The 22,731-nt window shown below is 66.9% G+C and carries 20 protein-coding genes and 1 pseudogene; 10 read left to right on the forward strand and 11 right to left on the reverse strand.

The window, feature by feature from the left end:
* Positions 1 to 22 precede the first annotated feature (22 nt).
* The gene (locus tag ASF14_RS12535) at positions 23 to 1,165 is read right to left on the reverse strand and encodes a histidine-type phosphatase (RefSeq protein ID WP_236697049.1); all 1,143 of its coding nucleotides are present in this window, start codon (positions 1,163 to 1,165) and stop codon (positions 23 to 25) included.
* A 226-nt stretch (positions 1,166 to 1,391) separates the two neighbouring features.
* Between ASF14_RS12535 and ASF14_RS12540 the strand changes: the two genes are divergently transcribed.
* Complete coding sequence (locus ASF14_RS12540; protein WP_082442228.1) at positions 1,392 to 3,200, forward strand: DUF885 domain-containing protein; 1,809 nt, start codon at positions 1,392 to 1,394, stop codon at positions 3,198 to 3,200.
* A gap of 44 nt (positions 3,201 to 3,244) precedes the next feature.
* Here ASF14_RS12540 and ASF14_RS12545 read toward each other — a convergent pair whose 3' ends face one another.
* Positions 3,245 to 4,984, reverse strand: a complete 1,740-nt coding sequence (locus ASF14_RS12545; protein ID WP_056435211.1) for a chloride channel protein — start codon at positions 4,982 to 4,984, stop codon at positions 3,245 to 3,247.
* Between the two features lie 135 nt (positions 4,985 to 5,119).
* Here ASF14_RS12545 and ASF14_RS12550 point away from each other — a divergent pair, with 135 nt between their 5' ends.
* Positions 5,120 to 6,751, forward strand: coding sequence for an alpha-N-arabinofuranosidase (locus ASF14_RS12550; protein ID WP_082442229.1), 1,632 nt, complete (start codon positions 5,120 to 5,122; stop codon positions 6,749 to 6,751).
* Between the two features lie 12 nt (positions 6,752 to 6,763).
* Here the strand turns inward: ASF14_RS12550 and ASF14_RS12555 are convergent, their stop codons facing one another.
* Positions 6,764 to 8,062, reverse strand: a complete 1,299-nt coding sequence (locus ASF14_RS12555; RefSeq protein WP_056435217.1) for an aminotransferase class V-fold PLP-dependent enzyme — start codon at positions 8,060 to 8,062, stop codon at positions 6,764 to 6,766.
* Complete coding sequence (locus ASF14_RS12560; RefSeq protein WP_056435221.1) at positions 8,062 to 10,425, reverse strand: TonB-dependent receptor plug domain-containing protein; 2,364 nt, start codon at positions 10,423 to 10,425, stop codon at positions 8,062 to 8,064. The genes ASF14_RS12555 and ASF14_RS12560 overlap by 1 nt, the downstream gene beginning before the upstream one ends.
* Positions 10,426 to 10,604: 179 nt before the next feature.
* Between ASF14_RS12560 and ASF14_RS12565 the strand changes: the two genes are divergently transcribed.
* A complete protein-coding gene (locus ASF14_RS12565) occupies positions 10,605 to 11,714 on the forward strand; it encodes a DNA alkylation repair protein (protein WP_056435224.1) in 1,110 nt (369 codons plus the stop codon).
* Positions 11,715 to 11,978: 264 nt separating this feature from the next.
* Here ASF14_RS12565 and ASF14_RS12570 read toward each other — a convergent pair whose 3' ends face one another.
* Positions 11,979 to 12,299 (reverse strand): hypothetical protein, encoded by a 321-nt coding sequence (locus ASF14_RS12570; protein ID WP_056435227.1) that lies wholly within the window; start codon positions 12,297 to 12,299, stop codon positions 11,979 to 11,981.
* A 147-nt stretch (positions 12,300 to 12,446) separates the two neighbouring features.
* On the opposite strand from ASF14_RS12570, the gene ASF14_RS12575 reads away from it, so the two are divergent.
* From ASF14_RS12575 to ASF14_RS12595, 5 genes are all read left to right on the forward strand, one after another.
* Entirely contained in the window at positions 12,447 to 12,941 is a 495-nt protein-coding gene (locus ASF14_RS12575; protein WP_082442230.1) for a Csu type fimbrial protein, read from the forward strand.
* Positions 12,941 to 13,669 (forward strand): fimbrial biogenesis chaperone, encoded by a 729-nt coding sequence (locus tag ASF14_RS12580; protein WP_056435230.1) that lies wholly within the window; start codon positions 12,941 to 12,943, stop codon positions 13,667 to 13,669. The genes ASF14_RS12575 and ASF14_RS12580 overlap by 1 nt, the downstream gene beginning before the upstream one ends.
* Positions 13,647 to 16,046, forward strand: a complete 2,400-nt coding sequence (locus tag ASF14_RS12585; RefSeq protein ID WP_056435233.1) for a fimbria/pilus outer membrane usher protein — start codon at positions 13,647 to 13,649, stop codon at positions 16,044 to 16,046. Before ASF14_RS12580 ends, ASF14_RS12585 begins: the two co-directional genes overlap by 23 nt.
* Positions 16,043 to 16,993 (forward strand): Csu type fimbrial protein, encoded by a 951-nt coding sequence (locus ASF14_RS12590; RefSeq protein ID WP_056435236.1) that lies wholly within the window; start codon positions 16,043 to 16,045, stop codon positions 16,991 to 16,993. The genes ASF14_RS12585 and ASF14_RS12590 overlap by 4 nt, the downstream gene beginning before the upstream one ends.
* An 82-nt stretch (positions 16,994 to 17,075) precedes the next feature.
* Complete coding sequence (locus ASF14_RS12595) at positions 17,076 to 17,864, forward strand: DUF1206 domain-containing protein (RefSeq protein ID WP_056435239.1); 789 nt, start codon at positions 17,076 to 17,078, stop codon at positions 17,862 to 17,864.
* Positions 17,865 to 18,059: 195 nt separating this feature from the next.
* Here the strand turns inward: ASF14_RS12595 and ASF14_RS12600 are convergent, their stop codons facing one another.
* Positions 18,060 to 18,428, reverse strand: coding sequence for a hypothetical protein (locus ASF14_RS12600; RefSeq protein ID WP_056435242.1), 369 nt, complete (start codon positions 18,426 to 18,428; stop codon positions 18,060 to 18,062).
* Between the two features lie 264 nt (positions 18,429 to 18,692).
* A complete protein-coding gene (locus tag ASF14_RS21540; protein WP_156361168.1) occupies positions 18,693 to 18,875 on the reverse strand; it encodes a hypothetical protein in 183 nt (60 codons plus the stop codon).
* A gap of 184 nt (positions 18,876 to 19,059) precedes the next feature.
* On the opposite strand from ASF14_RS21540, the gene ASF14_RS12605 reads away from it, so the two are divergent.
* Positions 19,060 to 19,500, forward strand: coding sequence for a hypothetical protein (locus tag ASF14_RS12605; protein ID WP_330218787.1), 441 nt, complete (start codon positions 19,060 to 19,062; stop codon positions 19,498 to 19,500).
* Positions 19,501 to 19,975: 475 nt separating this feature from the next.
* Here ASF14_RS12605 and ASF14_RS22555 read toward each other — a convergent pair.
* Positions 19,976 to 20,772: pseudogene (locus tag ASF14_RS22555) on the reverse strand (IS5 family transposase).
* A gap of 326 nt (positions 20,773 to 21,098) precedes the next feature.
* On the opposite strand from ASF14_RS22555, the gene ASF14_RS12620 reads away from it, so the two are divergent.
* Positions 21,099 to 21,557 (forward strand): MucR family transcriptional regulator, encoded by a 459-nt coding sequence (locus ASF14_RS12620; protein WP_236697050.1) that lies wholly within the window; start codon positions 21,099 to 21,101, stop codon positions 21,555 to 21,557.
* A 65-nt stretch (positions 21,558 to 21,622) separates the two neighbouring features.
* On the opposite strand, the gene ASF14_RS22305 is transcribed toward ASF14_RS12620, so the two are convergent.
* The 3 genes from ASF14_RS22305 to ASF14_RS22315 all read right to left on the reverse strand — a co-directional run bounded on the left by ASF14_RS22305 (position 21,623) and on the right by ASF14_RS22315 (position 22,697).
* Positions 21,623 to 21,907, reverse strand: a complete 285-nt coding sequence (locus ASF14_RS22305; RefSeq protein ID WP_056435251.1) for a hypothetical protein — start codon at positions 21,905 to 21,907, stop codon at positions 21,623 to 21,625.
* A 107-nt stretch (positions 21,908 to 22,014) separates the two neighbouring features.
* The gene (locus ASF14_RS22310; protein WP_056435254.1) at positions 22,015 to 22,272 is read right to left on the reverse strand and encodes a phage integrase central domain-containing protein; all 258 of its coding nucleotides are present in this window, start codon (positions 22,270 to 22,272) and stop codon (positions 22,015 to 22,017) included.
* Positions 22,273 to 22,280: 8 nt separating this feature from the next.
* Complete coding sequence (locus ASF14_RS22315; protein ID WP_236697051.1) at positions 22,281 to 22,697, reverse strand: Arm DNA-binding domain-containing protein; 417 nt, start codon at positions 22,695 to 22,697, stop codon at positions 22,281 to 22,283.
* Between the last annotated feature and the right edge of the window lie 34 nt (positions 22,698 to 22,731).

Genomic DNA, 22,731 nt, shown 5'->3' on the forward strand with positions numbered 1-22,731 from the left:
ATCTTTGATGGGGAGGAATGGTTTAGCGGGTAAGCTGTGCCTGAAACGCCTGCATCGTGCAGAGCCCCACCACGCCCCGCGCCTTGCAGCCTGCGATCGGCAGCACCGCGACGTAAGGGGCCTCCACCGCCGGATCGGCCAGCTTGCGGATCTGCTCGACAGTCTGCGACCGATAGAGCGCGCGGACATAAGCCTGCCCCCGCGCATCGACCAGCCGCTCCAGCACGATCGCCCCGCCCGGCGCGGGATCGTCCGCCGCCAGCCCCGGCACCTTCCAATGCAGGTCTAGCAGCCCGCCCAGGCTGGCGATATTGGTGTCGTGGCCCGAGATCATCGTGACCACCGGCCCCTTGCCCGCCGTCAGCCCCTGGACGATCAACGGCGCGATCCCCGCCATATTTGCCTTGGCGACATAGCGCGGGCGGGCGAGCAGCCGGAATTCCTCGGCATGGAAGACGCCCAGCCGCTCGATATCGGCGGGCGTGGCACGGCCCCAGCCGACCTCTGCCATCGGCTTGCCCTCGGCATATTCGAGCAGCAGGATCTGCGCCGCCGTCGAGGCGCGGTCGACCGCCCCGGTCAGCTTGGGCCGCTTGTAGGGCTTGACCGGAGCCAAGCCGGTTGGAGCCTGCCGCACGCCGCATGTCGGCGAGGCAGGCGCGCAGAGGATCGCGTCGAGCCGCGCCAGTTCGGGCGCCAGCCGCTTGTCAAGCGCCACGAGCCCGGCCTCGCCCCCTGCCCCGGCCAGCACGGCGGCCCGCGCCTTCGCCGCATCGAACGCCACCGCCCGCTCGTCGATCGGTGAGAAGATCGGGTCGGCCACGTCCTGCGGCTTGTGATCGATCGCGACGGAGCAGCTGGGCGCCAGCGCCTCGGCATAGGCCTCGGCCGTGCGGATCGTCCGTTCGTCGCTGTCGGCAACGATCCGGATTGCGGCGCAACCCGATCGCGGCAGCAGGCCCGCCGCCGTCCAGGCGCTCCGGTCATAAACACCCAAGCGCTCAACGCCGCTGCGCCCGTGCGGAGTCAGATAACCCGGCGCGACCGGCCAGCTTGGCCATGCCTGGTTCGTGGTGCCTTCGGGCATGGGCGGCGACTTGGTCGGCGGGCGGACACCATGCCGCATCAGCAGCACGACCCGGTCGAGCTTCAACCCCTGCGGCACGGCAGGCCCTTGTGCGAAAGCCGTTCCCGCCAGCAACAGGCCTAAGGCCAAAGCCCCCCCAAGTCGCGCAAAATTCTTCATAAATCGCCCGCCCCTCTTATCGTCACGGCAGGCGGTAGGGCGGCGGCAAGACAGGAAAGCGACATGGGCATGAACATTATGTTACAACCGCAAGGCGGCCGCATCCCCGTTTGACCTGTGCCCCTGCGCCGGTCATCCTGGCGGCATGACCAGCCTCTTCTCCCGTCGTGAAACCCTGGCGGGCATGACCGCCCTCTCCGCCGCCGCCTCCGTCCGGGCGGCCAACCCGGCCAGCGATGTGGGAGCCCTGCTCGATCGGCTGGCGTGGCAGTTGCTCGAACTCGTGCCCGAGCGGGCGACCACTTTGGGCGTGGATACCGGCCCCCATGCCGATCTGCGGCGCAGGCTGGAGGATCGCTCGCCCGCCGGTATCGCGGCGCGGCAGCGTTTCCTGACCGATGGCCTGAAACAGGTGGCGCGGGTGCCGCGCACCGGGCTCGATCCCGCGACGCTGACCAGCCTTGCGGTGGTCGAAAGCGCCTTCCAGACCGCGCTGGACGGCATGGCGCTGCCTTACGGCGTCGCGACGATCGGCGACTGGCGCAACACGCCCTATGCCGTCATCCAGAATGTCGGCGCCTGGCTGGACGTGCCGCAGATGCTGGACGGTGACCAGCCGGTTCGCGACAAGGCCGATGCGGAGGCCTATCTCGCGCGCCTCGCCGCCATGCCCGCGCAGCTGGATGGAGAGACGGTGCGGATCCGGCAGGCACGCGAACAGGGGCTGGTGCCGCCGTCCTTCCTGCTCGACAAGACGATCAAGGGCATGACCGGCACCATTGCCGAGGCGGCGAAGGCCGACGGCCCGCTGATCGGCCCGCTCGCGCGCAAGACGACCGCGATCCCCGGCGAATGGACCAACCGTGCCGCGCAGATCGTGCGCTCGGCCATCGTGCCCGCACTGGAGCGACAGCTCGCCGAATTGCAGGCGCAGCGCGGCGTGGCCATCGCGGCACCCGGCATGAATGTCCGCCCGCATGGCCCGGAATGGTATGCCTGGGGCCTTCGCGCCGGGACTACGACGCGGCGCAGCGCGGCCGATCTGCACGCCATGGGCCAGGCCCGGCTCGCCGATCTCCAGGCGCAGATGGACACGATCCTGCGCAGCGAAGGGCTGACCCAGGGCAGCGTCGCCGAACGCGCCATCGCCTATCAGAAGCGCCCCGGCATCGGCTTTCCCGATGGTGACGAAGGACGGCGGCAGATCGTCGCCTATATGCAGGGCCGGATCGACGCGATCCGCCCGCGCCTGCCCGATGCGTTCCGGCGGCTGGCGCGCGGAAATCTGGAAATCCGGCGGATGCCGGTGGCGCAGGAGCCCGGCGCCCCTGCGGCCTATGGCGGCCCCGGCACCATCGACGGCAGCGTGCCGGGCAAGGTCTGGGTCAATCTGGGCGATCCGTCGATCCACAACCGCGTCACCATCCCCGATCTCGTCTATCATGAGGGGATACCGGGCCATGTCTGGCAGGGCGAATATGCGCAGAAGCTGCCGCTGATCCGTTCGATCCTGGCGTTCAACGCCTATTCGGAGGGCTGGGCGCTCTATTCCGAACAGCTCGCCGACGAGCTGGGCATGTACCGCGACGATCCCGCCGGGCGGCTAGGCTATCTGATGGGCCTCGCCTGGCGCGCGGTGCGGCTGATCGTCGACACCGGCATCCATGCGATCGGCTGGTCGCGCGACAAGGCGCTGGCCGAGTTCATCGCCGCCACCGGCCTGCCGCGCAGCAATGCCGAGAGCGAGGTGGACCGCTATTGCTCCTGGCCCGGTCAGGCCTGCGGCTACGAGGTCGGGCGGGCCGAGATCGTGTCGCAGCGCACCCGCGCGCAAAAGGCGCTCGGGACACGCTATGACCTGCGCGATTTCGACCAGGCGGTGGTCGATGGCGGCAACGTGCCGCTGAACGTACTGGCGGAGAATGTGACCCACTATATCGACGGCGTGCGCTGAGTCCGACCCGTTCCTCCCCTTGCAGGGGAGGAATGAGCGGCCTCTTAATCCTCGCCGAACAACGCGCGCTGCGCCTTGTCCATCTCCTCGGCATAGCGGCGGCGGACATAGGGTTCGGAGAGCAGGCCCAGTACCGTCCGGTCCGGGCCGACGACCGCCATTTCGTCGGCGCCCGCTGCGTCGAGGGCGCGCATGACCGCCTTCACATCCGCCTCGGGCGTCAGCGCATGGTCGCGCTGGATGGCAAGCGTCGCGATCGGCTCGGCCGGGTCCAGTCCGTCGACATAGGCGCGCGCGGTCTGGACGATCCCGGCATAATGGTCCTGTTCGTCGACCAGAACGACACGACTGGTCGATCCCAAGGGAAAGACACGGCGAAATTCGGCGATGGTCCATGCCGAGGGCGTCGCGCGCTCGACCCGGCGCATCATGCGGCCAGCGGTCAGGGTGCGCATCCAGCCGACATCGCGCGCGCTCTTGATCGTCTCGCCGCGCAGGTGAAGCCGCCAGGTCGAGAAGGAATAGCCGAACGTCTCGCGCACGATGGTCGTCGTGACCAGCGAGGCCGCGATCGCCGCGCCCGCCAGTGAGAAGTCATGCGTGGCCTCCAGCACCAGCATCGCCATGGTCATCGGCCCGCCGACCACCGCCACCGCAAAGGCCGCCATGCCGACCAGCGCGGCATTTTGCGGATCGACGACCGGCGCGCCGACCATCAGGCCGATCAGATCGGCATAGATATGGCCGAGCAGGCTACCGAGGAACAGCGAGGCGAAGAACAGGCCGCCGCGAAAACCGAAACCCAGCGACACGATCGACGCCGTGCTCTTCATGACGAAGATGGCGGCGAGGAAGCTGAGCGGCAGGCCATATTCCAGGTCGAGATGCAGCGCCCCGTGCCCCGCCGACAGCACCTGCGGCGTCAGCCAGGCCAGCGGCATCAGAAGGACGCCCCCCAGAACCGGCCGCCACGCCGCCGGGATGGGAAGACGACGGGTCAGCGTCTCCATCTCCGCGACCGCGTGCATCAGCACGATGCCCAGCGCCGCCGCCACTGCGCCCAGCCCGGCATAGATGAGATAGTGGTGGGTCAGCACCGCCTCACCCGCGACGGCGTTGACCAGATAGGGCTGCGCGCCCAGCATCTGCGCGACCAGCACGCCGGTCAGCGCGGCAGCGGCGACCGGCGCGATGGCGGCGGGCGTATAGGCGCCGATCACAATCTCGAAAGCATAGAAGGCCCCGGCCAGCGGCGCGCCGAAGGCCCCCGCGATCGCCGCGCCCGTCCCCGCCCCGACCAGCACGCGCAGATCGCCGCGCCGCAGCCGCAACCAGCCGCCGGCGATCGAGGCCAGCCCCGCCCCCAGCTGCGCATAGGCCGCCTCCAGCCCGACCGAGGCGCCGCAGCCGTTGGAGAGGATCGTCTGACCGGAGATGACCAGACTGTCCGACCAGGACATGCGTCCGCCGTGCAGCGCATTGGCCTCCACCGCGTCGACCAGCCGCCGCTTGCGCGCGCCCGTGATCCGCGAGAACAGAACCAGCACCAATCCCCCCAGTGGCAGGGCCAGCAGTCCCCAGGCCGGGACGGTCGTGCTGGCGCTCAGGCGCTGATCCGCCTCCAACGTGAACAGCAATCGCTGCAACCCTCGCGCGATGGCCCCCTGCACGACGCTCAGCAATCCCGCCGCCGCACCGATCGCGATGGCGAGCAGGACGAGGCTCGCTTCGCTGGATCGGACCCGGTGGCGTATCCAGGATGGCGAGAGTCGGGGGAAGGACATGGCACCGGCTATGTCGCGAAACCGGCGGGCCTGCCAGCGCCGTCAACCGCTATCGGTCCGTGAGGAATGACGGGTTGCATATAAAAAGGGCCAAGATTACTCCTACAATATAAAATATTGGGGGGAGGCTTTGGGATGGGAAGATCTGCCTTTTCGCGTCATATCGCTTGGGTCGGCAGCTTCGTACTGACGCTGTCCGTAGCAATGGTGCCAGCAGCCGTAGCGAGCGGTCAAACGACCGCGCCGCGCACCATTTTGTTGCTCCACGCCGACCGTCCCGGTCCCCGTATCGCGCCCGAGATTTATGGCCAATTTGTCGAACATCTCGGACGCGGTGTCTATGAGGGCATCTGGGTCGGCGAGGACTCGCCGATTCCCAATACGCGCGGCATCCGCAACGACGTGACCCAGGCGCTGCGACAGGCGAAGGTGCCCGTGATCCGCTGGCCCGGCGGGTGTTTCGCCGACGGCTATCACTGGCGGGACGGCATCGGCCCGCGCAACAAACGGCCGCGCAGCATCAACGCGGCCTGGGGCAACGCGCCGGATTCCAATGCCTTTGGCACGCACGAGTTCATGGATTTTCTGGACCAGATCGGGGCCAGGCCCTTCGTCTCGGTCAATGTCGGATCGGGCAGCGTGCGCGAGGCCGATGAGTGGCTGCGCTACATGACCGCACCCGTCGAAAGCTCGGCCGGGGCGGAGCGCGCCGCCAATGGCCGTGCCGCGCCTTGGGCGGTGCCCTATGTCGGCGTCGGCAACGAAAGCTGGGGCTGTGGCGGCAAGATGACGGCCGAAACCTATGTCGCCCAGTATCGCCAATATGCCGCCAACCTGCGCACCTTCGGGGGCGGCCCGACGAAGCTGATCGCGGTGGGCGCGGACACCGACGATTATGAGTGGACCGAAAAGGTCATGGCCGGAACGATGAAGTCACGGCCCAATCCCACCCCGCTCGCCTATATCAATCCCCGCCCGCTCCTGTGGGGGCTGTCGCTGCACTTCTACACCTTCACCGGCAATGACTGGTATGCCAAGGGCCGCAATGTCGGATTCACCCGTGACGACTGGGCCAAGGCGCTGGGCCGGGCGCAACTGACCGACGAGATGGTCCGTCGCCATTCCGCGATCATGGACCGCTACGACCCCGAAAAGAAGGTCGCTCTGGTCGTCGACGAGTGGGGCGCCTGGTTCAACAGCGAAAAGGACGCGCCCTCCGCCCTCTATCTGGAGAGTACGCTGCGCGACGCGGTGATTGCTGGGCTGAGCCTCAATATCTTCAACAACCATGCCGACCGGGTGCGGATGGCCAATATCGCCCAGATGGTGAACGTCATCCAGTCGCTGATCCTGACGCGCGGCAAGGAGATGGTGGTGACGCCGACCTGGCACGTCTTCGACCTGTACAAGGTGCATCAGGGCGCGACGCAGATCCCAGTCGATGTCGATACGCCGGACTATGTCCAAGGTACGACGCGCCTGCCGACGATCAGCGCCTCGGCCTCGCGCGATGCGGCAGGCAGGCTGCACCTGTCGATCGTCAACCTCGACCCCGACAAACCCGCGCCCGTGGACATGGTGGCAAGCGCCCTGTCCGGCCGACGCGCCCAGGCATCCGCGATCACCGCCGACCGGATCGACCGGCCAGTACAGTTCGGCCAGCCCGATCCCTTCGTGCCCCAGCCGGTAAAGGCCATCGCGATCAGGGGCGACCGCCTGACCCTGACCGTTCCCGCCCGGTCGGTCACGCTGGTGACCGTCGAGTAGCGCGGTCCTCCGCTAACCTCTCCCCTCGGTAAGGGACGAGGGAGGGAAAGACGCGACGAGATCGGGCAAGGCCAGCGCCAGCCGGTCGACCTCCGCCATCGATGTGAACAGTGCGGGCGTGACGCGGACACATGCACCCTTGGCCGGGCCGGTGCGGTGGACGGTGAAGACGCGGTGCCGGTCGAGCAGCCGCTTGGCCAGTTCGGCATTGCCTTGCGCGCTCGTCACGCCGTCGATGCGGAAGGATGTGATCGCGCCGTGCAAGGCCGGATCGTCGGGCGTCAGCACGGCAATCCCCGGAACCTGCCGCGCCCGCGCCACCCAGCGATCGCGCAAGGCCCTCAGTCGCGCGGCCCGCGCCGCCCGGTCGATCCGCCGCTGATAGGCAAGCGCCGCCGGTGCGGTCAGCCATGCGGCATAGTCCAGCGTGCCCGTATGGACCCGCGACAGCAGGGTGTCCGGCCCCGCCGCATCCTCGGCAGGATCGCGGTCGATCCGCGCCAGTGCGGGACGACGGATATGGAGGATCCCCATCCCCAGCGGCGCGCCCAGCCATTTATGCCCGTTCAGCCCGACAAAGTCGCAGTCGAGATCGGGCAGCGCGAAGTCCAGTTGCTGCCAGCTATGCGCCGCATCGACGATGACATCGATCCCCCGCGCCCGCGCCATCGCGGCGATCTCCCGCACCGGCAGGACCAGCCCGGCGCGGTGGCTGAGATGGGTCAGCAGGATCAGCTTCAGCCGTGGCTCCGCCGCCATGGCTTGCGCATAGGCATCGATCAGCGCCTGCCGCGTCGCGGGTTCCGGCAGGGCGATCCGCCGCACCCGAACCCCGCGCCGGGGGCCCAGGCTCTCCATGCAAGCCTGCATGCTGTCATAGTCGAGATCGGCGTACAGCACCGCATCGCCCGGCGAGAGGCGGTTATAGCCCAAGATCAGCACCTTCAGCGCCTCGGTCGCGTTGCGGGTGAAGGCGATCTCCTCGGGCGGCACGCCCAGTTCGTTCGCCACCGCCTCGCGCGCGGCGCGCAGATCGGCCAGCATGCCCCGCCGCGCATAATAGCTGGTGTCGCGGTTTACCCGCGCGACGGCCTGTTCATAGGCGAGCCGCACGGGCCGCGCCATCGCACCCCAATTGCCATTTTCCAGCTGGACGATGCCGTCGGACGGCCGGTCATAATCCGCGGCGACGCCCGCCCAGAACGCTTCGTCATCGGGTCCCGGCGCATGGGCCCGCGTCGGGGCGGCGATCCCCGGCAGCGGGACGGCCGCCGCCATCCCGCCTGCCAGCATCATGCGCCGGTCGATCATCAGAAGCTGACCCCGACGCGCACATAATAACGCCCGCCATCGGTGTCATAGGGGGCATTGCGCGAGTAGATCAGGCCGCGATTGGCTTGGTTGGTCGCCTCGGCGGGATAGGTGTCGAAGATATTCTCCGCCCCGCCCCGGAGCGAGATATTGGGCGTGATGCGATAGGTGAGGGATGCGTCGAACAGCGCGATGCCGCCGAAGCGCTGGAACAGCTCGCCCGTCGCATTGCCCGTCACATCGGTCCATGGTCCGTAATAACGCCCGCGCAGCATTACCCCGACCGGGCCGATATCATAGCCCAGCGTGCCGGTCGCATTGTGACGCGGCAGCCGTTCCTCGAAGATGCGCCGCTGCGTCTCGTTGGCGATCGCCGCGCTGGTGCCGCTGCGTACCTGGGTGCGATTGTAATTATAGGCCAGGGTCGCGCTGGCCCGCCCGCCGCCGATCTGGCGGTTATAGCCCAGCACCATGTCGACGCCCCGCGTGCGCGTGTTGAAGTCGTTGGTGAAATAGCTGATCGAGGTGAAGCGATTGGGGTTGGCCAAGGTCGCCGGGATGGCGATCGTCGCCGACTGGCTGAACCGGTCGTCGACATCGATCTGATAGAGATCGACCGTCGCGGTGAAGCCTATCTGCGTCTGCACCGCCAGCCCCACGGTCGCATTGCGCGAGGTTTCGGGGCGCAGCGGCTTGGCACCCAGCGCGATCGCCAACGGATCGCTGGGCGCCAGGCGGCCTTGGTTGAACACCTGAAGCGTGCGGGTGTCGAGCCCCTGGCTGACCACTCGCGTGTTCAACTGCGCGGGCGTCGGTGCACGAAAACCGGTCGAATAGGTGCCGCGCAGCGCCAGCCACGACATCGGCTCTACGCGGCCCGACAGCTTGTAGGTGAACTTGTCGCCGAAGCTGGAGAAATCCTCATAGCGCCCCGCTGCGCCGAGCGAGACGATCGACACCGGCCGCCAGGCGAGGTCGACATAGCCCGCATGGCTGCTCTGCCGGAAATGGCCCGCCTGTTGCGGGCCGAAGCCGGGGAAGCCGTTGGAATTGGGCGCCAGCCCCGTCGCCGCGCCCGGCCCGATGGCATAGGAGGCTGGGTCGCCGGTGCCGACGACATAACGCTCGATCCGGCGCTCGCCCCCAAAGGCGATGTTCAGCGGCTCGACCCCGCCGATGGGCAGGCGATAGACGAAATCGGCGTTCAGGTTCGTCTCGACCTGGGTCAGCCGCCCCAGATAGAAGCGCGTCGGACTGTTCGGCCCCAGCGAGGCGTTCAGGCTCTCGGCGAGCGTATAGTCGATACGGCTGCGGCCCGACGACGCACTGATGTCGTAGGAAAAGGCATCGGACAGTTCGCCCCGCACCCCGCTATCGGCCTGGAGATCGGCGAAACGCGTCCCGAAACGCGGCGTAAAGCCGACCGGATAGATGCTGCGGAAGCTGAAACCCGGAAAGGCGCTGCTGGCATTATAGACGCTGCCCGTCCCCGCCGGATTGCGCCAGTTGAAGTCGGTCACGCCCTCCCCCTGCTGTGCCGTGCCAAAGGCATAGAGGGTCGCGCCGGGCGCCAGCTCGTAATGCATGTCCAGCGCCCCGCGCAGCCGCTCCTCGTCCGGCTGGCCCCAGCGCTGGACGGGATTGGGAACGGTCAGCGTCGGATTGGCCGCCTGGAACGCGATGGCATCGGGGCGCTGGCGGGTGCGCGAGGTGGCCTCGGCATGTTCGAACTGGCCGGTGAAAACGATGGCGCCGCGCTCGCCCAGCGCGATGCCGCCGCGCATGCCCGACTGATAATCATTGCCGTCGCCCGCATCATATCGGCCGAACTGACCATAGGCCTCCATGCCGGGCGCATCGTCGAGGATGATGTTGATGACGCCCGCAATCGCGTCCGACCCATATTGCGCCGAGGCCCCGTCACGCAGCACCTCGATCCGCTTGATCGCCAGGCTGGGGATGCTGGCGAGGTCGGGGGCCTGCGCCCCGCGCGTGCCGAGCAGAGCCGAGCGATGGTAACGCTTGCCGTTGACCAGCACGAGGGTCTGGTCCGCCGACAGCCCGCGCAAGGTGGCCGGGCGGACGAACGCCTGCCCGTCCGCCGCCGGCAGGCGCTGCACGTTGAAGGAGGGCAGCAACTGCGCCAGCGTGTCGTTCAGGTCGCCCGACACACCCGAGCGGATCAGCGTTTCGGGCAGCACATCGACGGGTGCCAGCGTATCGAACTGCGTGCGCCCCCGCTCGCGGGTGCCGGTGACGATCACATCGCTGTCCACGCCCGGCTCCGGCACGGCCTGCGCCCAGGCGGCGGAGGCAAAGGACAGATGCAGCGCCACGACGGCGCTGGCGGTAACGAATTTCATGATGAAGCCTTCCCCATAGGCGATGCGCGTGGCGCTTGCGGGGGCTCCGCCTATGGGCGGGACGTTTCAGCCGCGTTACGTCCCGGCGGCGGTTTGATGACGGCATTTTGCGCACACGATGCCGCGCCGATGCGGTAACGATCGCCACCAGCGATATTCCAGGCGGACGACCGACCCTCATGAGCGACGCGAAAACCTATCCCCTGATGAAGGACATTCTGGGCGTCGCGGCGGTGACGATCATCGCCGATGCGGGTGCAGCGGCGTCGCCCGTCTTCGACCGCACGGCATTCCTCGACGCGGCGCTGAACGGACTCGACGGGCTGTCGATCATGGAACGGGTGCGCCATATCGCCGACGCGCTCCATGAAGCCCTGTCCACCGATTACGCCACCGCAATCCATGTCGTCCGGGCCATCGCGCCGCACCTGACGCACAGTTTCCAGGCGATCGCCGTGACGGAGTTCGTCGCCCGGCAAGGGTTGGGCGATTTCGATCGGTCGATGGAGGCGCTGGCCGACCTGACCCGGTTCGGCTCGGCGGAGTTCGCCATCCGACCGTTCCTCGCCGCCGATCCCGCGCGGACCCTGGCGCAGATGCTCCGCTGGACGGATCACCCGAACGAGCATGTCCGCCGCCTCGCCAGCGAGGGCAGCCGCCCGCGCCTGCCCTGGGCCTCGCGCGTCCCGGCGATGCGGGACGATCCGACGCTGGCCGCCCCGATCCTGGATACGTTGCGCGACGATCCCAGCCTCTATGTCCGCAAATCGGTCGCCAACCATCTGAACGATATCGGCAAGGATCGCCCCGACTGGCTGGTCGAGCATCTGCAAGGCTGGGACCGGGACACGCCGCGCATGAGCTGGATCGTCCGCCATGCACTTCGTTCGCTGATCAAGAAGGGCGATCCGCGTGCGCTGGCGCTGATCGGGGTAGCGCATGGGGCACAGGTGCGGGTCACCCGTCTCACCGTCGAGCCCGCAACCGTCAAGCTGGGCGAGGCGGTCACGATCACGGCGGAGCTGGCGTCCCTCGCCCAAACCGACCAGCGCCTCGTCGTCGACTATCGCCTCCATTATGCGCGGAGCGCGGGCAAGACGGCGGCCAAGGTCTTCAAGCTCAAGACCTTCGATCTTGCCGGATCGGCCTCCGCCACGTTGGGCATCCGTCAGGTCATGCGCGACTTCAGCACGCGCCGCCACCATCCCGGTCGCCATGAGGTGGAACTGCTCGTCAACGGCCTGCCCATGGCCACCGCCGCGTTCGATCTGGTTATGGACGACAGTTAAGCGGCGTCCGAAACCATCTCTTCCTTCCCTCGCCCCTCGCAGAGGGGAGAGGGTTGCGCAGACTTGGTCTTTGCGAGAGCAAAGGCCTAGTCGGAGCTGGGTGAGGGGTGAAGCGCTCGCTTGGCGAGCGCGCGAGCCTTTGGGCTCGCTCCACCCCTCACCCAAGCTGCGCTAGCCAGCAGGCTGGCAAGCTCCGCTAACCCTCTCCCCTTTCCAGGGGAGAGGGATAAGAAACTGGCAGGACAGCAGATCGCCCCTGAGGCCTCAATTCCCCTCGGCGTCGACGGTGAAGACCACCGGCCGCCCGCGCGACATCGGGTCCCAGCCTGCCGCCAGTGCCGAGCGCACGCAGCGCGTGATGGTCGGGTCGTCGAGCTGGAGCCGCCCGCGCGGCAAGCCCTTGAGCAGCCGCTTCGGAGCCGGAAACTCCATATGCGCCTCGCGCTTGGCGCCCTGTTCGGAAAGCGCGATGGTCATGCCCTTCCATCCTTCGTCATCCGACAGATGGGGCTCGCGCTGGAGATGCCAGTCATAGGTGATGCCGTCGACGGCCACGCTGCCGGACTGAATTTGGGTTTTCGACATGGCCCCGCCCCTAGCACGTTCGTCGTGCCAAGGCACAGACCGCCGCGACAAACCGCATCTTCCAAAATTCTCGTCCGATTCCGAAGCTTTAGCACCTTGATAAGGCCTTCGGGCTTTTGATCAGGCGTGATTTGGAGGCACAATATCGTGAAACCCTATCTCGCACCTCTCGGCATCGCGGCACTGGGCTGCGTCCTGATCGCCGATCCCGCCGCCGCGCAGCAGAGCACACAGTTTCAGGTGTCGATGACGATCCAGGCCGAATGCCGCCTGACCTCGGCGAGCGACCTGGCCTTCGGCAATACCGGCGTGATCCAGGCCGCGATCACCTCGACCAGCACGATCGGCGTCCAGTGTACCAACACCACCCCCTATAATATCGGCCTGAATGCCGGTGCAGGCACGGGGGCGACGGTGGCGGCGCGGCGGATGACCTCGGGCGCGGGGGCCACGGTCGTCTATGAATTGTTCCGCGATCCCGCCCGGTCGCAAATCTGGGGCAATACCGCAGGCACCGACACGCTGGCCGGGATCGGCAACGGCGCGGTTCAGTCGCTGACGGTGTACGGGCGCGTCCCGGTCCAGACCACTCCGGCGGCGGGCAGCTATACCGATACCGTCCAGGTCACGGTGACATACTGATGTCGCCGTGGCCGAAACGGTCGTGGGCGGCGGCGGCGATGGGGCTGGCGATCCCGGCGATCGGCCACGCGTCCGACATCCGGGTCGCGCCGGTCGCCATCGACCCGCTGCCGGGCGCGCGCACGACCTCGCTGACGCTCAGCAATGCCGAGCAGCGGCCGGTACGGGTCCAGGTCCGCGTGATGAAATGGTCGTCGCGCAACGGCACCGACGTCCTGACCCCCACGAATGAGGTGGTCGCCAGCCCGCCCTTCTCGACGCTGGCACCGCAGCAGCAATATCTGATCCGTGTCGTCCGCACCGCCAAGGCCGCCCCGGTCGGCGAGGAAGCGTATCGCGTCCTGATCGACGAAGTGCCCGAGCCGACCCGCGCGCAGCCGGGCACGGTCAATCTCGTGGTCCGCCAGTCGATCCCCGCCTTCTTTTCCGACATCCCCCGCCGGATGCCCGATGTGGAATGGCGGATCGACCGTTCGGGCGGCGGCGCGGCGCTGGTCGGGCGCAACAAGGGCAACAGGCGGCTGCGCATCGCCGACCTTCAGCTGATCGCGGGCAGCCAGCAGCTTCTCGCGCGACCGGGGCTGGTCGGCTATGTGCTGGCCGGGTCCGAACTGCGCATTCCGCTGAACCCCGGCACCGCCCTGCCCGGCGGCACCGACCTGCGGATGCGGGCCGTCTCCGATGGCGGCCCGATCGAGGTCTCCCTTGCGACCCAACCGCGCCGGTGAACTGGCCGGGATCATCCTGGCCACGCTGGCCTGCGCGCAGACCGCCGGTGCGCAGGACAGCGAAAGCCTTCGCGTCGGGGTCGATGTCGACCCCAGTCGCCAGGAACAGGCGCTTCAACTCGAGGTCTATCTGAACGACAAGCCGACCGGCTATGTCGCCTCGTTCACGCAGCGCGCGGACGGCAGTTTCACCGCACCCGTCGCCCAGTTGCGGACGCTGGGCGTCAAGGTCCCGCCGGATGCCGAGACGGGCGACGTGCCGCTGGAGCGTATTTCCGGGCTGCGCTATCGCTATGAGCAGATGCGCCAGATCATGTGGCTGGCCGCTGGCCCGACCATACAGAGCCCGACGCTGATCGACGGCGGGCGCGGCGACCGTTCCGGCCTGGCGCCCGACCGGCCACCCTTCGGCGCGGTGCTGGACTATACGCTGTTCGCCAGCGGCGACCGGAGCGCGGTCGGCCCGCGATTTACCGGCGCATCGGGAGCGTTCGGGACGCGCGTCTTCGGCGCGTTCGGCCTGTTCGAGAGCAGCGCGGTCGGCCTGTTGTCGGGCGGGCCGCGCTTTACCCGGCTGGCCACGAGCTATAGCTATGAGGACCCCAGACGGCTGGTGACGCTGCGCGCAGGGGACACGATCAATGGCGGCCATGCCTGGACCCGCCCGATCCGCATGGCGGGGCTTCAGATCCAGCGGACCTTCGGCATGCGGCCAGACCTGGTCACCATGCCCGTGCCGCGCCTGCTGGGCAGCGCCGCCGCCCCCTCGACGCTGGACCTGTTCATCGACCGGGTCCGCACCCTGTCGGCCGACGTGCCCCAGGGCCCCTATGCCGTCATGCACCCGCCGATCGTGCAGGGCGCAGGTGTCGCCACCGTCGTCGTCCGCGATGCGCTAGGCCGGGAAACCGTGCAGACCGCGCCCTTCTATGCCTCTCCCCAGTTGCTGGCGGAGGGGCTGACCGATTTCAGCGCGGAAATCGGCTTTGCCCGGCGCAGCTATGCGATCCTGTCGAACGACTATGACCGACGGCTGATCGGCTCGGCCTCGGTTCGACGCGGCATGACCGACCGGCTGACGCTGCAGGGCCATGCCGAGCTTGGCGCGGGTCTCGTCCAGCTTGGCGCGGGCGGCGTCGTGACGTTGCGGGACCAGGCCTTGCTGTCGCTCGCCGGGGCGGTCAGCCAGGCGGGGGGACGCACGGGCGGGCTGGTCGATATCGCGTTTGAGACGCGTCGTTCCGGCTTTTCGGTGCTGATCCGGTCGATGCGGGCGATCGGCCGCTATGAGGACCTGGCGTCGCGCACATCGTCCTTCGGCCCGATCCTGGTGGGCGACCGGCGCATCTTCGGCGCGCCGCGCGAGGTCGACCAGTTCTCTCTGTCGTTGCCCATCGCCGCGACCTCGGCCTCGGTCGGGGTCAGCCTGGTCAATTCCAAGACGGCGGCGGGCGACCGCTATCGGCTCGCCAGCCTGTCCTCTACCGCCAATATCGGGCGGCTGTCGCTCTTCGCCAATGCCGTCGCGGACCTGAGCGGCGACCGCAGCTTTGGCCTGTTCGTCGGGGCCAGCCTGCCCTTCGGACGACGCGCCTCGGTGACGACCGGCGCGACGGTGTCGGAGGGGCGCGTCTCGGGCTATGCCGAAATGTCGCGACAGGGGGCGCACGAACCCGGCTCCTGGGGTTGGTCGGTGCGGGTTGCCGATGGCCGTGAGCGGGCGGGCCATGCCATCGTCCGCCATACGACCGGCTTCGCCCAGTTCGAGGCGACCGGCCTCTATGCGGGCGGCAACGTCTCCGGCACCTTGCAGGCCGAGGGGGCGGTCGCTTTGATCGGTGGCGACCTCTATGCGGCGCGGCGGCTCGACCAGTCCTTTGCGGTGGCCGATGCGGGCGCGAGCGGCGTGAGGGTGTACCGCGAGAACCGGCTGGTCGGCACCACCGGCGCGTCGGGCAAGCTGCTGGTTCCCGACATCGCCCCGTTCGAGCCGAGCGCGATCTCGATCGATCCCTCCTCGCTCCCCGTCGACGCGCGCATCGCCTCGACCCATGCCGAGGCGGTGGCCTTTACCCGCGTACCCGCACTGGTCGCGTTCGGCGTGGCGCGCGAAACCGACGCCGCGCTGGTCGAGTTCGTCGATGGCGAGGGTCGGCTGCTGCCGCTGGGCTCGGGGATCGCTCGGCCGGGGCTGCCCGAGGATGTGGTCGGCTATGACGGTGCCGCGTTCCTGAGCGCGCTCGGGGCCCAGAACGAAGCGATCGTCACCGATCCCGATGGCCGCCGCTGCCGGGCGCGTTTTTCCTTCGCCGCGCAGCCGGGCGAGCAGGTTCGTATCCGGGCGGTCTGTACGCCCATGGCGAGTATTGCGCCATGACCCGGCTGATCCTCATGCTGCTCGCCGTCCTCACCTGTCTGGCCAGGCCTGCCCCGGCACAGGCGCAGACCTGCTCGGCCACGGTGTCGTCGATCGATTTCGGTAGCCCCTCTCTCCTCACCAGTGGCCCGGTCGATGTGACGGGGACGGTCACGGTCACCTGCACCAGCATCCCGGTGCTCAACGTCGTCAAACTCTGTCCCGGCATCGGCGCGGGCAGCGGCGGCACGGACGGCTCCGGCCGGTTGATGACGGGCACCGGAGGATCGCTGCGCTACCAGCTCTATCAGGACGCGGCGCGATCGGTCGCCTGGGGATCGCTGGACAATCCGGCGTTGGGCACGGTGCCCGCGATCATCATTTCCAACCTGCTGAACGGGGCCGGTTCGGCGACGCGCACCATCTATGCGCGATTGTTCGGCGGCCAGGCGACGGCGGTGCCGGGGGCCTATCGCTCCAGCTTCATCGGCAACGCCACGCTGTTCAGCTATGGAGCCGAACTGCTCGGCACCAGCACCAACTGCACCGGCTTTGCGGGCACCGCCTCCGTCCGCCCGACCTTCGAGGTGACGGCCACGCTCCCCAAGGGTTGCACCGTGGCGGCCACCGCACTCACCTTCCCGACGACCGGCGTGCTGGCAAAGGCGGTTACGGCGCAAAGCGGCCTGACCCTGACCTGCACCAGCCAGACGCCCTATGCGCTGCGGCTCGACGCCGGGCGTAATGGCGATGCGTCGGGCGGCCGCCGAATGCGCGGGCCCTCGGGCAGCTTCATCGCCTATGGCCTGTTCCGCGATGCCGCCTTCTCATCCAGCTGGGATAGCGGCGTCCAGGCCTCGGGCACCGGCCTTGCCCAGGCGCTGGCGATCTATGGGCGGGTCCCCGCGCAACCGACCCCCGCCCCTGGCCTCTATACCGACACGGTCGTCGTGACCGTGACCTATTAGGGCGGGGGCCAAGTCGAAAAGCCATTCCGAGGCTGGAACGAGATTGCTTTGTCCTTGTTTTGTCGGGGGTAAGGGAGATCATATGAACGCCAGCTCGCGCCTGACGGCCTTGACCCGGATCGGCTTCGCGACGCGCGGGCTGCTCTATATCGTCATCGCCATGCTGATCGTCCGGACCGGCAGGGCGGAAGACCAAAGCGGTGCGATCGAATATCTCGGCCGGGGCGGCGGCCAGATATTGCTGGCGATCATCGCCGTCGGGCTGACGGCCTATGGCATATGGCGGCTGGCCGACGCGGCTCTGGATATCGAACGGCACGGAACCGACCGTAAAGGCGTGATGGAGCGGATCGGCGCTGGCGTCAGCGGTGCCATCCACCTCCTGCTCGCCTCGCAATCGGTGCAGTTGATGCGCGGAGCGGCCCTGTCGGGAGACGGCGCTCAGGAAAGTGCACGGACGGCTATGCAACTGCCCGGCGGCTGGGCGTTGGTCCTGCTGGGTGCCGCGGTGATGATCGTGCTGGGGGTGGTCCAGTTCGCAAAGGCCGTCAAAGGATCGTTCCTCCGCTATCTGGATCCATCGGTGGCGCGACATTCCTGGGTGCAGTGGAGCGGACGTGCGGGTTATGCGGCACGCGGCCTCGTCTTCCTGATCAGCGGCTATCTTCTGGCAAAGGCCGGGATCGAGGAACATGCCAGCGAGGCGGGCGGCATGGCGCGGGTGCTGTCCTGGCTGACCGATCCTTTCGATATCATCGTCGGTGTCGGGCTGTTAGCCTTCGGACTCTTCAGCCTGGTCGAGGCGCGCTACCGGCAACTCCATGACGTACCGGTCGACGAGGCCATCCAACGCGCAACCCGCTGGCGTTAAGCGGGTTCGCCGAGATGGCGAAGGCCGGTGTCGGATTTGAACGCCTTTGCTGCGGCTGGCTTTAACGCTTGCCTCAGATTGCTTTCCTGCCGGTAAACGCCGCCTGCTCGACGTGACGGACGAAAGCTATTCGATCGTGACGATGGTAAAGGAGAGCCCGACCAGTCGATACCGAAAAGCCCTCCTTTCCCAACTTTATGCCTCGGCCAGAGGCTTTGCCAGCTTCGGCGTCTGCTGGTGCTGCACGACCCGCCAGACCTCATGCTCCAGCCGCCGGATGACCGAGGTGCAATAGGCCTCATAGGCCTCGCCATCCCGGCTGGCCGCGACATGATAGCCGATGACGATCAATCCCTCCTGGGGGCGTGACACCTGCCGTTCGGTCAGTTCGGCGCTTTCCCAAACGGGCGTATCCGCCACCGCCGACACCGCCGCGTCGCCGGTCAGCACGAAAGGCGGCCGGGGCAGCACCATCACGACCTCGGCATCGACTTTTTCCCGATAATTGTCCGGGCCTTCGGTCCAGAGGCTTTCCTCGAAACTCCAGAGGCGTTCGTCATCCATGATTGGCACTCCCGATAGTGAACAGAATGGCGTGGCGGTCGTCAGGCAAAGTCACCGAGTCCGGCGGCTCCTTCGCCCGTCGCGTTTCCCCCGGGCGAGGCCGCTCCGGGCACCGGTGTAGGGCTGGGACGATCGGACATGTCGGCTCCGTTGGTGCGACCGACACTTTGCCAGCGGCCAAGCCATAGAACGCCCTCGCCCTCTATCGGAGCCGTTCAAACGGAAGGAAAATGTCGGGCGGGCGACTTCGCCCCGATCGCGCCGTCAGCTTTTCGCCGTCACCGGCACGGATGCCCGCGCGACGGCGACCGGAGGACGGTCCGTCGCAGGACTATCCTCCCCCAAGTGCCGCATGGCATGGAGACGCCGCAGGATGAGCGCCAGATCGTCCTCGGTCAGTTCGGACGCCGGATCGATAGTGCCCGCTCCGGCAACGACTCCACCCACATCGCCAGCCGGTTGCAGGCTGCACCAAGATCGGGATCGGAACTGTCGTCGAAAGCGGCCATGCGGTCAGCCTAACCCTTTCCCTGCCGCCCGCAACCATCATCGACGCCGAACCGCCCCCCGCCCGGAACGCCGCCCCCTGGCATTCGTCTGATGATATGTCGTTCCTTGCGAGGCAGAAAGCGTGACCAGTACCAGATCGGCCGAACGCGTCATTGATACCGGAACCGCGGGCAAGACGAAGACGGGCCGTACCCGCCCCGGTGGCCTATCGGCACCCAAATCCCCACCGCCGATCACTCCCGATGGTCGCTATATCGTCGTGCGCGGTCGGTTGTGGCGGAAGAGCAACCCGGCCCTGGCATCGGACGAGCGACAGGCACTGGTCGATGCGTTGATGCAGGCCCGCCGAGCGGTACGAACGGCGATGGCGCAAGGTGACGGGCCGGCTCTTCGCCAGGCGCGCGCCCAAGTCCACGCCACCAAGGTCGCGCTCGGCGAGCGGGGGCCGGTCTGGTGGGACGATGGCGCCCCTGATCTCAATCGGCACATGGTCCACACCACCGGCTATGCCGACTGGTATCGCGACGCTTCGCCGCCGAAGACAACGACATCAGCCAGCTAAGGTCTGATTCGGTAGACCCGAAACGTAGAGAGGATCGCCAAGCGGGCATAGCTACGCTAAAAATTCCTGCCCGAGGGAAGATCGGTAGCTGTGGGGCGAGGCTATTCGAATGACCTACTGTACAGGTAGCAAATTCGGTTGCCTGCGCTGCGACGGCCCGTGGCAACATGCTTCCACCTATTCCTGCGGCATCCGCCATTCGAAAATCTTGAACCGCTCTGTCATGCGACCGTTTACGCCATTCCGGTCGATCAGCCCAAAAGCCGATCAGCGTTCTTCTGCTCGTCCGTCAGCGCGGAGAAGCGCGTCTCGACATGCTCTCTACTGCCGACATTTTCCGGGACGCCGTGAACGATGAAATTCTGAACATCGCTTCGTAGGCATCGTGGACAAAGGGCAGCCAGAGCAGGACTGATGCGAGGCTGACGAAGCCGATGTAGGACTCGGCGGTTTTGTCGTATCGGGTTGCGACCCGCTAGGCATCGTGGACAAAGGGCAGCCAGAGCAGGACTGATGCGAGGCTGACGAAGCCGATGTAGGACTCGGCGGTTTTGTCGTATCGGGTTGCGACCCGTCGCCAATTCTTGAGTTTGTTGAACAGTCGCTCGATCTGGTTGCGCCAGCGGTACTTGCCCCGATCATACGCAGCCGGGTTGCGACGGTTGCGCCGAGCCGGGATCACGGCCTCAACGTTCATGCTGGTCAGGGTGTCGCGTACYGCGTCGCTGTCATAGCCTTTATCCGCAAGCAGAGCGTCGATCCGGTCGGCGATCATGCGCATCAGAGGGCCGAAGCCTTGCGTATCGTGCGCCTGGCCCGGCGTCAGGACGAAGGCGAGCGGACGACCTCTGACATCGCAGCGGGCGTGGAGTTTGGTAGTGAAGCCGCCGCGCGATCGGCCAAGCGCCTCGGTCGCGCCAGTCCCTTTTTTATGCCCACGGCACAATGGTGTGCCCGGACAATGGTGCTGTCGATCATGTCGGCGCGACCATCGCGTTCCACCGCACCGGCCAGCGTCTCCAGCATGGCGTCGAACACACCCGTCGTCGCCCAGCGACGGTAGCGGCGAAACACGCTGTTCCACTTGCCATATTCCTCCGGCAAATGCCGCCATTGCGCACCCGTCCGCGCGATCCACATCATGCCTTCGAAAAAGGGGCGGTTGTCACCAGCGGGACGACAGCCACGTCYGCGCTCGGCCGGTAGCAGCGGCCCGATCAGCGACCATTCCTCATCCGACAAACCGATCCGCTCGCCCAAGCCTGCCCCCAAAAGGCAGCCTTGAATCAGTGGCGAGGCACGCCGTCAAGCTTTGTCCACGATGCCTAGNTCATCCGACAAACCGATCCGCTCGCCCAAGCCTGCCCCCAAAAGGCAGCCTTGAATCAGTGGCGAGGCACGCCGTCAAGCTTTGTCCACGATGCCTAGTCCCTTGACGCCATGTCGTTATTGCCGCTGCAAGGCCGTCGCTGTGACATGGCCGTTTACGGTTCTTCGGAACCCCGCAGCGTTTTAAATCTCTGCCACTCCCATCTGGATTGACCATGGCTGACTAAACCATCACTGATACCGCGCATGCGGTCGAACTCGCTACCGAATTGACCATTGCCTGGCTGGGCAATCCCAACACGCGCATCGATGCCGAGCAGGTCCCGGCTTTTCTGGGCAGCATGCACAGCGCCATCCTGAAGCTGGCCGGCGGCAGCGAGACGGTGGCAACGGATGCCGTAGACACCACCGAATACACCCCTGCGGTGTCGGTGCGGAAGTCGCTGGCCTCGAAGGACCACATCATCTCGATGATCGACGGCAAGCCCTACAAGACGCTGCGTCGTCACCTCGCGACCAACGGTCTGACGCCCGAGCAGTATCGCGAGCGCTATAATTTGAAGGCCGACTATCCGATGGTGTCCGAAACCTATTCGGAAAGCCGCCGGGCGATGGCCAAGAAGATTGGCCTCGGCCGCAAGCCGGGCACCAAGATGGCAAGCGCAGCCAAGCCGAAGGGCGTGAAGGCCGCCAAGAGCGCCGCGGCGGCGCATCTGTCGGGCGAATAATCGGTCAGGCAGGGCTGGCTTCGACCAACCAGCCCTGCCCGCTACTTTCGGTTACGCCCGAGGCCTTATCGGCCACTGCCGCCAAGGCTAGGTGGCTCTGGATAAACCTGGGTCAGTCCTCGAGCATGCGCTGACGCGGAGAATATTAAGCGCAGCGTTATAGCCCCCCTCACCTCGTCGCGTTCGAGCGCCATCTTCATGCGCTGAGCCAGCACCCGCCAGAGCGGCGCGGGCCCGTCGAAATCTTCGAACTTCTCCCAACGGGCGTGACGCGTCTCGTTGGTCCGCGCCCAGGTCAGCAGCGTGAACAGCAGCGCCGCCCGGGTTACCGCTCGACGCCGCGGCGTCATAGCCGTCAATCGCTCGGATGAGCGTCGGCAGCTCGCTGCGGCCAATAAGCGTCATATGCCGGGTATGCGGTTTGGGCTTGAGCAACTGCCCAAGATGCTCGGCGGGATCACGCTCGGCCCAGCCATGCGCGATGGCAAACGGTAGACCTGGCTGACATGCTGCTTGAGGCGGCGAGCGAACCACGCGCCTCGACCCGCAGCACTATCGCCAGCACATCGGTCGGTGTGATGACGGACAACCCAAGCTTGCCAAGCACCCGAAAGGCATCGCGCTCGAGCCGGGTCACCAGCCGAGTAGCATGCCCAGCATCAAGCGCGTCGAGGCAGTATTCATGCCATTTGCGCGCCGCTTCCTCGAAGGTCATCTGAGCCCTCAGCTTGTTGGCAGCACCGGGATCCCCCCCTCGCCCGGCACCACTTTTACCTTGGCGCGGCGCAGCCGCGCCTCGGCGAGTGAAACTGCGGGATAGGCGCCAAAGCTCAGGAGCTTTTCCTTGCCGCCATAGCGGTACTTCATCTGCCACTGCCTGAAGCCGTTGGGGCGGACGAGAAGATAGAGGCCTTCGCCATCGGTGAGTTTATAATCTTTTGCCCGCTTCGTGGCGTAGCGGACTTCGAGCTCCTTGAGGGCCATGGGGGTATCTCCTGCCGAGGCGGCGATGAAAGCCCCTGAACGAAGGCTAATTTGCACAAAAACAGGCACAAAAAGACTCAGCGGGATGCCCGGAGCGGTTGTGGTATCGGAAAATATGGTCGCGGGGGCAGGATTTGGCCGCTGCAGAACGCGCATTCGGATTTCTGGCATCGACTGGTTCTGCCCAGGA

The sequence above is a fragment of the Sphingomonas sp. Leaf257 genome (assembly GCF_001422185.1).
GTDB classification, from domain to species: domain Bacteria; phylum Pseudomonadota; class Alphaproteobacteria; order Sphingomonadales; family Sphingomonadaceae; genus Sphingomonas; species Sphingomonas yabuuchiae.